Annotated in this window: 7 protein-coding genes; 4 read left to right on the top strand and 3 right to left on the bottom strand. The window is 43.8% G+C overall.

Translation table 11 applies throughout. The features are described from left to right. Window positions 1-554: 554 nt before the first annotated feature. Entirely contained in the window at window positions 555-2,774 is a 2,220-nt protein-coding gene (locus BLR43_RS00825; RefSeq protein WP_071002348.1) for an NADP-dependent isocitrate dehydrogenase, read from the top strand. A gap of 259 nt (window positions 2,775-3,033) precedes the next feature. Here BLR43_RS00825 and icd read toward each other — a convergent pair whose 3' ends face one another. Next, complete coding sequence (gene icd / locus BLR43_RS00820) at window positions 3,034-4,293, bottom strand: NADP-dependent isocitrate dehydrogenase (protein ID WP_071002349.1); 1,260 nt, start codon at window positions 4,291-4,293, stop codon at window positions 3,034-3,036. 617 nt (window positions 4,294-4,910) lie between these two features. Here icd and BLR43_RS00815 point away from each other — a divergent pair. Both BLR43_RS00815 and copM read left to right on the top strand, forming a co-directional pair. Further along, a complete protein-coding gene (locus tag BLR43_RS00815; protein ID WP_093067624.1) occupies window positions 4,911-5,525 on the top strand; it encodes a pseudouridine synthase in 615 nt (204 codons plus the stop codon). A gap of 287 nt (window positions 5,526-5,812) precedes the next feature. Next, complete coding sequence (copM, locus tag BLR43_RS00810) at window positions 5,813-6,664, top strand: CopM family metallochaperone (protein WP_093067621.1); 852 nt, start codon at window positions 5,813-5,815, stop codon at window positions 6,662-6,664. A gap of 326 nt (window positions 6,665-6,990) precedes the next feature. On the opposite strand, the gene BLR43_RS00805 is transcribed toward copM, so the two are convergent. Then, a complete protein-coding gene (locus tag BLR43_RS00805) occupies window positions 6,991-9,003 on the bottom strand; it encodes a M61 family metallopeptidase (RefSeq protein WP_093067618.1) in 2,013 nt (670 codons plus the stop codon). Between the two features lie 323 nt (window positions 9,004-9,326). Between BLR43_RS00805 and BLR43_RS00800 the strand changes: the two genes are divergently transcribed. Beyond that, window positions 9,327-9,812: an FKBP-type peptidyl-prolyl cis-trans isomerase gene (locus BLR43_RS00800; RefSeq protein WP_093067614.1), complete on the top strand. Its 486-nt coding sequence runs from the start codon at window positions 9,327-9,329 to the stop codon at window positions 9,810-9,812. A 552-nt stretch (window positions 9,813-10,364) separates the two neighbouring features. On the opposite strand, the gene BLR43_RS00795 is transcribed toward BLR43_RS00800, so the two are convergent. Then, window positions 10,365-12,575, bottom strand: a complete 2,211-nt coding sequence (locus BLR43_RS00795; RefSeq protein WP_093067609.1) for a carboxy terminal-processing peptidase — start codon at window positions 12,573-12,575, stop codon at window positions 10,365-10,367. Window positions 12,576-12,601: the final 26 nt, after the last annotated feature.

Raw genomic sequence — 12,601 nt, 5'->3', positions numbered from 1 at the left:
AAATTTTTGCGGTTTTGCTGTCACAATTTGCAAAGTTTTTTTGAGACGCAATAAAAAACCACCAATCGTGACATTGGTGGTTTTTAGGATTATCCTTATGTCCTCTCAAGAATAATATAAAGGTCAATAAAACACCGTCCATATTATTGAAAAGATGATATCGCAACAAATGACTGTTAGAATAAGGTTACTACCAGCTTAGTATAATTTGAAACCCTAAGATATGAGCGAAAACAGTATACTTAGTTCATGGTATGTGATTGACATCCTCTCGAATTTATAGTGGGTTTATTATAATATACCGTCAGCGACTTGCTGTCTGGCAGTTTTACGGGGCAGTCAACGTGCCATCTGAGAACGCCCTTGTAGTGAACATCAGTAAAAGAAAATGTTTTATCAAACTTGAATATCTCTAACTTAAATATTGCTAAGCAGCTACATACGACGTACTTGTTCGAACGATATTATTGAGCATTGCATAGTATCATTGACCCATATTCAACATTATATTCGAGCTTTATTATTAACGACAACTAAAGGAAGATTCAAATAAAATGTCAAAAATTATTTATACAAAAACTGACGAAGCCCCAGCGCTTGCGACACTATCTTTTTTACCTATTGTAGAAGCGTTCACTAAGACCGCAGGTGTCGAAGTTGAAACTAGTGACATCTCTGTTGCGGCACGTATATTGGCTGAATTCCCTGAATACTTGACCGAAGAGCAACGTGTTCCTGACAACCTAGCTGAGCTTGGTCGCCTGACTCAAGACCCCAACACCAACATCATCAAACTGCCAAATATCAGTGCCTCTGTACAGCAGCTCAAAGCAGCCATCAAAGAGCTGCAAGGTAAAGGCTATGCCATCCCTGACTTTCCAGATGATCCACAAACGGATGAAGAAAAAGAGCTACGTAAGCGCTATGGTAAGAGCTTAGGCAGTGCCGTAAACCCTGTACTACGTGAAGGTAACTCAGACCGCCGCGCACCAAAAGCCGTCAAAAACTATGCACGCAAGCATCCACATTCAATGGGTGAATGGAAACAATGGTCAAGCACACATGTATCGCACATGCATGGCGGCGACTTCTATGATGGCGAGCAATCTATGACCCTAGATAAGGCGCGCACGGTTCGCATGGAGCTATTGCTAGACGACGGCACCAAAAAAGTATTGAAACCTAAAATCGACCTACTAGACAAAGAAGTTATCGATTTGATGGTCATGAGCAAAAAAGCCTTGCTTGAATTCTATGAGCGTGAAATGGAAGATTGCCGCGAAGCGGGTATCTTGTTCTCACTACACGTCAAAGCCACCATGATGAAAGTCTCACACCCCATCGTGTTTGGTCATGCGGTCCGCATTTACTACAAAGATGCGTTTGAAAAACACGGCGAACTCTTTGATGAGCTTGGCATCAACGTCAACAACGGTATGGCAGATTTATACGATAAGATTGCTACTTTGCCAACCTCAACGCGTGAAGAAATTGAGCGCGACCTACATGCTTGTCAGGAGCATCGTCCACGTCTGGCCATGGTTGATTCGGCCAAAGGTATCACCAACTTCCATTCACCAAGTGATGTGATCGTGGATGCCTCAATGCCTGCGATGATTCGTTCAGGCGGTAAAATGTGGGGCGCTGATGGCAAAATGTATGACTGTAAAGCCGTCATGCCAGAGTCTACCTTTGCTCGTATTTATCAAGAAATGATTAACTTCTGCAAATGGCATGGCAACTTTGATCCAACGACCATGGGTACCGTACCAAATGTTGGCCTAATGGCACAAAAAGCAGAAGAATACGGCTCTCATGACAAGACCTTTGAATCTAGCGATGCTGGTATTGCGCGTATCGTCGACGTGGAAACCGATGAAGTCTTGCTCGAAAAACGCGTTGAAAAAGGCGATATCTGGCGCATGTGTCAGACCAAAGATGCCCCGATCCAAGATTGGGTCAAGCTTGCTGTACGCCGTGCCCGTGAATCAAATACGCCTGTTATCTTCTGGCTCGACCCATACCGTCCACATGAGAACGAGCTCATCAAAAAAGTTAAAATGTATCTAAAAGATCATGATACTGACGGTTTACACATCGAAATCATGTCTCAGGTTCGCGCCATGCGTTATACCCTAGAGCGTGTCGCTCGTGGCCTCGATACGATCTCTGCGACTGGTAACATCTTACGTGATTACTTAACTGACTTATTCCCAATCCTAGAGCTTGGTACCAGTGCTAAGATGCTATCGGTTGTGCCACTCATGAAAGGCGGCGGCTTGTTCGAGACAGGTGCTGGCGGTTCTGCACCAAAGCATGTCGAGCAGCTCACCGAAGAAAACCATCTACGTTGGGATTCACTTGGTGAGTTCTTGGCCTTGAATGTCTCTTTGGAGCATTTGGCAAGCAACGACAACAATGCTAAAGCTCAAGTCTTGGCGGACACGCTCGATACCGCGACCGAAAAACTGCTGCTGAATGACAAATCACCATCACGTAAAACTGGTGAGCTTGATAACCGTGGTAGTCACTTCTATCTAGCGCTATATTGGGCTGAAGAGCTGGCGGCGCAGGATCAAGATAGCGAGTTAAAAGCACAGTTCACGCCATTGGCGCAAAAGCTGGCAGAAAACGAAGACGCGATTGTCAAAGAACTTAACGACGTTCAAGGTAAGCCAGTCGATATCAAAGGCTACTACTATGCTGATGAGGAGCTTGCGAAAAAAGCCATGCGTCCAAGCGCTTTGTTTAACGAAGCCTTGGCATCGCTATAAGTAATAAGCAATTGATCTTGAAACATTAATCCTAATCGCTCTGGTTTTTATACACAGATCGATTAGGTAAGTTTAAGTATTAGCAAACAAAACACCTCAGCCGTCTTAGAACGTTGAGGTGTTTTTTTGTGCCTATCTCAAAATGATAATAAACAACTTGCCTATGTCTATCCATTTCAAACACATAAAAAAACCACCTACATCAGTAAGTGGCCTTGAATAAATATAATAGAGTTTAACGCTCTAGGCATTAATGCGATTACGCATCCATGTGCTTGATAATGGCTTTGCCAAACTCAGAAGTACTGAGCAAGATAGCATCTGGCATCAAACGCTCAAAGTCATAAGTAACCGTCTTATTGGCGATCGCGCCTTGGATACCACTGATGATGAGATCCGCCGCCTCACACCAACCCATATCACGCAGCATCATTTCCGCAGACAATATCAATGAGCCTGGGTTTACTTTATTCTGACCAGCATACTTAGGCGCAGTACCGTGCGTCGCTTCATAGACAGCGATTGCGCCGCCTTTGTTGGCACCTGGGGCAATACCGATACCGCCTACTTCCGCCGCTAGCGCGTCAGAGATATAGTCACCGTTCAGGTTGAGTGTTGCCACTACGGAGTAATCTGCCGGACGCATCAAAATCTGCTGCAAGAATGCATCAGCGATCACATCTTTGATGATGATGTCATTACCCGTTTTGGGATTTTTCATCGTCATCCATGGACCACCATCTAATGGCTTAGCATCAAAACGCTCTGCTGCCAGCTCATACCCCCAATCTTTAAACGCGCCTTCCGTAAATTTCATGATATTGCCTTTATGCACGAGGGTCACGTTTGGCAAGTCATTATCGATAGCATGCTGAATGGCTTTACGTACTAGGCGCTGCGAGCCTTCTTTTGAGACAGGCTTGATACCGATGCCGCAGTCTTCAGGGAAGCGAATGCTGGTCACACCCATCTCTTCTCTTAAGAAATTGATGACTTTTTTGGCATCATCACTGCCTGCCTTCCACTCGATACCTGTATAGATATCTTCTGTATTTTCACGAAAGATCACCATATTGGTCAGCTCAGGATGCTGTACTGGGCTTGGCACGCCTTTAAACCAGCGTACTGGTCGCTGACAGACATACAGATCAAGATTTTGACGTACAGCCACATTCAACGAACTAAAGCCACCACCCACCGGCGTGGTCAACGGTCCCTTGATACTGATGACGTAGTCTTTTAAAATCTCTAATGTCTCACTGGGTAAATATTCACCGTCATATATTTTGGCCGCTTTTTCGCCCAAGTAAGCTTCCATCCAGATAATTGATTTTTTACCGTGGTAGGCTTTATCGACCGCTGCATTGACCACCTTTATCATGACAGGTGTGATATCCACCCCAATACCGTCACCTTCAATGAACGGAATAATCGGATGATTGGGCACATTTAGCGACAAATCAGCATTCACGGTTACTTTTTCGCCGTCTCTTGGTACGATGACCTTATCATATGACATGGATAAAACTCCTTAGTGGTAAGTTATACATCGCAAGCGAACTGAACACGTTGTTATGCTGGCTTTTCTATTATAATGGTTGCGCTCTAGACGCTTATTAGCTAAACAAAGTCTGATGTATGAGATACTTGCGGCATTGGATTGAACGATACTAAAAAATAGCTTCAAATTAAACATATATGCATTGATGTAAATACAAACTAAAACTGTGCATAGAAACTGCTTATTATTAAATTCAGTGTTATTGGCTAATTAATAAGAAATATTACATATACAATTTATAAATTATTAATAAAATGCAGCATCTATAACTTTATAATCTTTGAAGGGTTATAATATATTATCTTGTTGATAGTAATAGAACAAAGGGCTGGACAATCATTCTATCTTGTAGATGATAGGTTTATTACTATCAAAAATATAAATACCCCTATAAAAATATGGATTTAGAGTAGCAGTAAATTTGTGTGGTTGCTGTCCTACTTTTGTAGCAAAATACATCGCACAGCGTATATCAAACACAATACCTCTGTTCTTATTTTTTAGTACTGACTTTGCTTGATTAAAGATACGTAAAGACTGCTAATCACTCATTTACCTTCAGGAAATATCACTTCATGCCGACTTCTAGTCTCATCTTGTTCAATAAGCCTTATGGAGTGCAAAGTCAGTTCAGAGACGATAGCAACAATGACCACGCCACCCTATCGCAGTACTTTACTGATAAGTCTTTGCGAGTTGCTGGTAGGCTTGATGCAACGTCCGAAGGATTACTTATTCTGACCGATGATGGCCGAGTCAATAAAGCAATTACCCATCCGCCAAAAGCCAATGCTGGATGTAAGCAAGGTAAGACTTATTTGGTACAGGTTGAGGGCATTCCTACTGCTGAGCAACTCAATCAGCTCAAACGTGGCGTGACGCTCAAAGATGGCAAAACTCTGCCTGCTAAGGTTAAACACGTCAGTGAAGATGAACTACCGATGGCGCTCTGGCAACGTCATCCGCCGATACGTGAGCGTAAAAGCGTACCGGACTCATGGTTGATGCTGACAATTTATGAAGGTAAAAACCGTCAAGTCAGACGAATGACCGCGCATGTTGGTCTGCCCTGCCTACGTTTGATACGTTGGTCGGTGGCAGGGTTTGAATTAGGTGACATAGCAGTTGGCGAGTTTGTGCGCATTCACTTAACTAGTGAGCACTATCAGCAATTGGGTATCAGCTATTAATTTGTCCCGTCTAAACGCTTAGCTATAGTCAATCAATATTAAAAGTGGTACAAGGCAGACGAGTGCAAGTACTACAGTAGTAGGCTAAACGAGTCTAACGCTGTAACACTTTAATAGTGGTTCGACTATACCGACACATATTTTCATTTAAAGTAAATATATTACTTCTTGTTAAACATAGCGCCTCGAATGGGTAAGGTTTATCTGTTAAGATTCAGCACGTCATTATTTATGTAAAATAGACCTCATTTATTTATCATTTGGTCTTCTTATAGTAGGGATATATCATGATTGCTTCTCATCGTTTTGTTCTGTTGGCCACCAGCATTTCTACTGCACTGCTATTAGGTGCGTGTCAGCCAGCAGCAGATAGTCAATCAGCGCCTGTAGAAGAAGCCACCCCGCCAATGACTGACATGACTCATGCTGAGCATGAGAATATGAGCCACGATACATCGGTAGATAGCGAAAACGTCACAGATGACACTCAGATGACGGATATGCTCAAAGACTACACCAAAGCGATGACGAGCATGCACGATGAAATGATGATCGGTATGGGTTATAACGATCCTGATACCGCGTTTGCCAAAGGCATGCTTGGGCATCATCGCGGCGCGATAGATATGGCAAAAATTCAGCTAAAGTACGGTACAGATGATGCCATGCGCCAGCTTGCTCAAGATAGCATCACGGCGCAGCAAGCTGAGATTGATATCCTAAACAAATGGCTTGCCAGCCATCCTGACGCAGCCAAACCTAAGCCCAATACCGCTGCTATGCAACAGGCCTACGCTAAGGGCATGGAAAGCATGCATGGTGAGATGACATTGGGTATTGCTGATCCTATGCCGGATATGGCATTTGCACGTGGCATGCTACCACACCATATTGGCGCCGTAGATATGGCAAAAATCGAGCTCGAATACGGTACTGATGAAGAAATGCGTCAATTGGCACAGCATATCATCGATACTCAGCAAGTAGAGATTGAGCTCATGCAAAACTGGATTGTCGCGCTTAAAGCGACGAGCGATGTTGAAAACGATAATGCTGAGGTTGACGAGCCTAACGGCGACACTACTGCAAACGAGAAGTCTGCCAGTGAGGACCCAGATAATAAAACCAAAGAGAAGTAGTAATCAACTCAGTGTAAAAATGTGAAATAGACTATTTTTTGCTAAATATTGATTGAGAACATTAAAAAACCTATCAACTATGATTTAGGGCGTGTCATCATTTAGATAGCGAGGCTTAAAATGAGATAAATAGTAGTCAAATGAGGAAAAAATTGTAGAGAATATAGGTATATTCACAAGATTTTTGACGATATTTGACAAGATTTAGCCATTTTAAGACCGCTAAATGATTGAATGGGTTAATTGATGACACGCCCTAAGCCCCCTAATAACCATATTTGCTTATTAGGGGGTTTTGCTTTGCTTACTTATATCTCTCGATGTCACTATGCTGACTGACGCTTCATCACATCCAGCCATGGCTCCCAGTTTGCCTCTCCTTGCGCTTTATCACCATTATCCTCTAGCGCTTTATCGCCTTTTACTAAGCGCAGACTGACCTTATGAGGAAATTCTTTTTCAGGCATATCACTGTCATTCCCGTCAGCTTGTGGCAGTGCATCAGGTTGCACTTGCACACACATCAGCTCATCGCGGCGAAACAGATGACACTCAACGGGATGCTCTGCATTACTCAGCGATGCTAGCTGCTTACTATCCGCCTTGATGCCATCAATCGCGATAATAACGTCATGGGCTGAGATACCTGCTTTGGCGGCAACACTACCGCGGTTCACCCGATTGATTTTGAGTCCAGCAGGTGTCTCATTGCAGCGCATACCCCAAGGAACATGCTTATCCGCGGTCTCTTTGGTATTGACCTGCATTTTGATACCGTTTGCGAGCAGCAGCGCCTCAATTGGCAATTCCTCTACGCCGTTGACGTAACGGCGTTCAAAATCCTCCCATTCCGCTATCGGCATAAACTGCCCAATCACGTCGCCCATATCCGCGCTATTGATGCCGATACGCTTGCTGTCATTTTGCTTTGCTTGGGTATAGAACGCTTTGACCACATCGAATAGACGATAGCGATTATTGGTATTTTTTAGCAATATCAAATCCAGACACAATGCCACCAATGCGCCTTTATTGTAGTAACTGATACCTGCATTACCCGTATTTTCATCCGTTCGGTACAATTTAATCCAAGCATCAAAGCTTGACTCTGCGACACTTTGGTTATCGCGTCCAGGCGTTTGATAATAGCGATTGATTTGTTCCGCTAATAACCTGAGATAGTTTGACTTATCGATCACGCCAGATGCTTGCAGCATAAAATCATCGATATAAGACGTAAATCCTTCAAATACCCAAAGCATCGGTGTGAACGCTTCACGGCGTAGATCAACATCAACCATGACATCAGGACGCACGGTTTTGACCCACCACGAGTGAAAGTACTCATGACTGCACAAGCCCAAAAACCGCTGATAATCCGTGCTTGGTATTTTTGGCTCATCAGCATTTGGTAAGTCACGGCGCGGGGTAATCAGACTCGTAGAGTTGATATGCTCAAGTCCGCCGTAATCCTGACCACTAGCAAACGTCATAAAGATGTAATCATGAAAGGGTGCATCCCCCAGCCAGTCCAGATAAGTCTGACAAATCTGAGTGACGTCTTGCTGTAGCCTGCCCATATTGGCACTATGCTTGCCTGAGAGATAAAAACTGTGATGAAGCGTCTGATGCTGACTGTCATGAATAATAAAATCAAATTTATTCTGTGCTGCAATCTCAAAAGGATAATCAATCAGCTCATGATAATTATCTGCCCGTAATTGATAACAGTGCCGTTTATCTTCGCTCTGACCATCAACACGCAGATGCGTAGATGCCAAACCACATGCCAAGATTACATGACTTTCTTCTTTATCTAACAAAAACGACTCCGGAACAATCAAGCTGACTTGTACTGGAATCTGCTCTTGCCCGTCGACCGCGAGTGCAAGTGAGGTAAAATTACCATACAGACGCTGCTGATCGACATAGGCAGTACGTACCGATAGGTCGTAGCAGTAGACTTCGTATTCGACGACTACCCTTTGTCCTGCTGTGATAGTGGGGAGTTGCCACGTATGTTTATCTACCTTTTGTGCACGATAAGTTTCAGAAAGCCCGTCACCTTCTTTTATTTGGCTGTCTGTTACTCGATAATGCACAGCGGTGATGTTGCGAGCAAACTCACGCATCAGATAACTGCCCGGTATCCATGCCGGTAGCCAAAGCTGAGGAGTATTAACTGTTGCCGTAAAAGACAGTGACACATCCACCAAATGCTCAGAAAAACGGGCAAAATCGAATTGGTAGCTGATATCAGCCGTATTATTGATATCATCATGGCTGATTGAAACGTCGCTCGTTAGCTGGTTATTAGTATTATCGGCAAATGCAGTCATAGTATCTCTCATCCTTATTTTATTGTTATGTTAGGAGTCCTTCCCAAAAAACGCAACTCCCAAACCCTGAGTGGCCAGTAGTTATCGATTAACTATAGAAAATAGCAGTTATTATGATAAATTGTGGCATTAATTGGCATTTTTTATGTTTTTTGCCTTGAAACTTATATAGGCCATCTCAATTAAAGATGCTAACTGCTAAAGTTACTTTAATAAACTGATGATAATTGACTAATACTGTGGCTATTTGGCTTGCTGATTGGCTTTTTTAGGTTTATTGCAACCGTATTTAATTTTTTACATAGATATACTTAGGATATTTTATGACTACTATCGCAAAAGACACTGCCGTCAAATTCAATTACACATTAAAAGACGACGAAGGCAATATCCTTGACCAGTCTCCAGAAGGTCAGCCACTTGCTTATCTACACGGTCACAGCAACATCATCCCAGGCCTAGAATCACAATTAGAAGGCAAATCTGCTGGCGAAAAAATCAACGCAGTGGTTGAGCCTGCTGATGGCTATGGCGAGTATCAAGAGCAAGCGGTACAGCGCGTACCACGTGACAACTTCCAAGGCGTTGATGATATCCAGCCTGGTATGCAGTTCCAGTCAGAAGCTGGTGGTCAAGTGATGCTAGTGACAGTCACTGACGTAAACGATCAAGAAGTGACTGTTGATGCCAACCATCCATTGGCTGGTAAGCGTTTGACGTTTGACGTTGAAATTCAAGAAGTACGTGCAGCAACTGAAGACGAACTAAACCACGGCCATATACATGGCGCAGGTGGCGTTGAGCACTAATCTCTTCTAGAGTATCGTGAGACGGTTAGAGAATAGGTTATATTTGAGCTTATCCTCTCATCAAAAAGGCCAGTAGCACTGTCTACTGGCCTTTTTTTATGTCTGTCATAAGTGCTGATTGATTAGATGTAGATAAAAAGAGCGTTCTAACAATGAAGCATTCATTACGCTTCTGTGAGCATCCTTAAGCTCAATAGCCATTCTCACAAAGCTATCAAAGAAGCGTAAGCTAGCGCCAGAAATAACTCTTAGCTCCAGACATAACAAAGCCGCATAACGACAAGCGTCATGCGGCTTTTATCATCAACCATCCATGTTAGCGTTATGTGATACCTAATCCCGGGGTATCTCATAACTGACAGGCATCCAGCCTTATCATCCCTAATCAGCAAACCACTTATCCCTGATGCGACCTTAAGATACCAATCCCTAGTATCAATGAATCGTGCCGTACAGTTATAATCGCAGATTGTCCTAGCACTAGTAAGTGGTCTAAACGTCAATCCATGTAAGCATATGCTTACATGGTAATACTAGCTATCGTATAACCCCTTATAGTTTCTCTTCAGGACTGAGTAAGGTCTTGGGTTCAGCACTTAGCATCAGATAAGCGGCTTCGTTAATAAAGGCTTCATCTTCTGGCAGCTCTGGACGCTCAGCAGCTTTCATACGGCTACGCTCTTCAAACTTTGCATCCATCGCGGCCTGATACGTATTCCAATTAGAATAGGGGCGTTCACCAGTAGCGATCAGACGTCTGTTTTCGGCTTCTAGCGAACGCTTTTCAATCAGCTGCATTTTGACTCGGCGGCTGTTAATATCTAAACGAACTGGTTTTTTCTCATCATCCATATTACGAATATCATTGAGCGTCGACAGATAAATAAACTGCGGGTTTTTCTCTTGGCGAATTTTAGACTGCTGATTGAGCGTCGCTAAAGTGTCATTGGTAAACTTCCCTTCAGGCTTATAAGGCGCTGTTCTGATGGTATCCCAAGGCAAGGCTTTTTTCTGCGCGCGTTCGCCAAAGGTCGCATCATCATAGATATTGACCAATTCAACATCAGGTACCACGCCTTTATTCTGCGTACTACCACCTGTGATACGGTAGAACTTACGCTGAGTTAAAGTTGCAGAGCCTAACGCCAAGCTATCCAGTTGAATCTGCGCAGAGCCTTTACCTGTCGTTGTGCTACCAACCACCAATCCACGACCATAATCCTGAATAGCAGCGGCAAAAATTTCACTGGCTGAGGCCGATGCTAGGTTGGTTAGGACGACCATTTTGCCGTCATAGAGCTGCTCGCCGCCATCATTATCGCGGTACACTTGGACATTACCGCGGTTATCACGAATCTGTACCAATGGACCGCTTTTAATAAAGAATCCTAGCATTTTGGCAACTTCATCTAACGAGCCACCAGGGTTGTTGCGCAAATCCACCACGAGCCCATCGATATTTTCTTCGTTCAATTCTTTTAACGCTTTTTCAGTATCGATACTGACACTACGGTAGTCCTCGCCATTACGGCGGGCACGATAGTTCAGATAAAAGCTCGGTATCTCAAGAACACCAATGCGTTTTGGAGTTTTGTCGATATTAGGACGCTGCACCTCGACCACGCGCTGCGTCACGCCTGATTCTTCTTGCTGGATAATATCACGCACAACGGTGACTGTACGGGCACTGGCATCTGGCGTATTAGGCTGACGCAGCTTGAGCGTGACAGACGTACCGCGCTTACCGCGAATCAAGCTGACGATCTCACGCGTTGACCAGCCAACCACGTCCGTCATGGTTTCGCCATCTTTTGCGATACCCACGATCAAGTCATTGGGCTTGATTTGACCAGATTTGGCCGCTGGACCACCATCGACTAAGGTCACGATACGGGTGTAATCTGGGTTTTTACGATCAGGACGGATAGAAACACCGATGCCTTCTAACTGCAAACTAGACTGAATCTGTAGTTCAGTTGCCTGAATCGGCGCATAGTAGTTACTGTGCGGATCATAGGTCAGCATGGCGGTGTTTAGAATCGTCTCCATGATTTCATCATCTTTGAGACGCTTAAACTGCTCTTGCTGACGCGACAAACGATTTTGCAAAATCTCATTTGGCGTACGTTCATCGTTGCGTACCAAGTCCTGTCCACGAGTGATATCTGGATTGCTTAAAAACACTTTTTCTTTGGCTTTTTCGTCTTCTTGTCCCAGCGTAATACTCATCAGCTGAAACTTTAGCTGACGTTCCCAATAGTCACGCTGCTCTTTTTTGGTTTTGAAATGTCCGAGCTTTTCACGATCAAGAATGATGGTGTCATCACCGGTCAAATCAATATCTTTCTTGAGCATCTTGGTTGCCATGGCAAAGTATTCGTTTGAGCGTTTGCGATAACGATCAAAGACTTCTACCCCTGCGGATAGGTCGCCTTGCTTGAGGCGCGTGCCAAAATCATCAGCGTGCTTTTTCTTCAGCTCATCGACATCAGATTGCAAAAACAACGTATGGTTTGGATCGAGACTATCAATATACATTGATAAGATTTCGCTACCGGTTTTACTATCTAATGGCTGATTAAGGTAATGACTGCGATCCAGCAAAGCGGCAACTTGGCGAGTAGTGACCTTTTGCTCAGGTGTCTGAACAAAACTTCCCGTATTGGTTTCTGCTACGGCAGTACCGTAGCTTTGTGTCAGGATAATACCGGCGATGCCCACTGACGCTGCACTGAGTAACCATTGTGCTGGTTGTTTTTTCATCATATGTACCTAGTTATTTGAAGTTA

It is taken from the genome of Psychrobacter pacificensis (assembly GCF_900101915.1).
Classification (GTDB): Bacteria; Pseudomonadota; Gammaproteobacteria; order Pseudomonadales; family Moraxellaceae; genus Psychrobacter; species Psychrobacter pacificensis.
The sequence above is the reverse complement of the archived record's forward strand: the minus strand, read 5'-3'. Positions and strand labels throughout refer to the sequence as shown.

Bases quoted from the DNA above. Each gene is read 5' to 3' on its own strand.
- BLR43_RS00795 (WP_093067609.1), bottom strand. From the start codon at position 12,575: ATGAAAAAACAACCAGCACAATGGTTACTCAGTGCAGCGTCAGTGGGC.
- BLR43_RS00800 (WP_093067614.1), top strand. From the start codon at position 9,327: ATGACTACTATCGCAAAAGACACTGCCGTCAAATTCAATTACACATTA.
- icd (WP_071002349.1), bottom strand. From the start codon at position 4,293: ATGTCATATGATAAGGTCATCGTACCAAGAGACGGCGAAAAAGTAACC.
- copM (WP_093067621.1), top strand. From the start codon at position 5,813: ATGATTGCTTCTCATCGTTTTGTTCTGTTGGCCACCAGCATTTCTACT.
- BLR43_RS00825 (WP_071002348.1), top strand. From the start codon at position 555: ATGTCAAAAATTATTTATACAAAAACTGACGAAGCCCCAGCGCTTGCG.
- BLR43_RS00815 (WP_093067624.1), top strand. From the start codon at position 4,911: ATGCCGACTTCTAGTCTCATCTTGTTCAATAAGCCTTATGGAGTGCAA.
- BLR43_RS00805 (WP_093067618.1), bottom strand. From the start codon at position 9,003: ATGACTGCATTTGCCGATAATACTAATAACCAGCTAACGAGCGACGTT.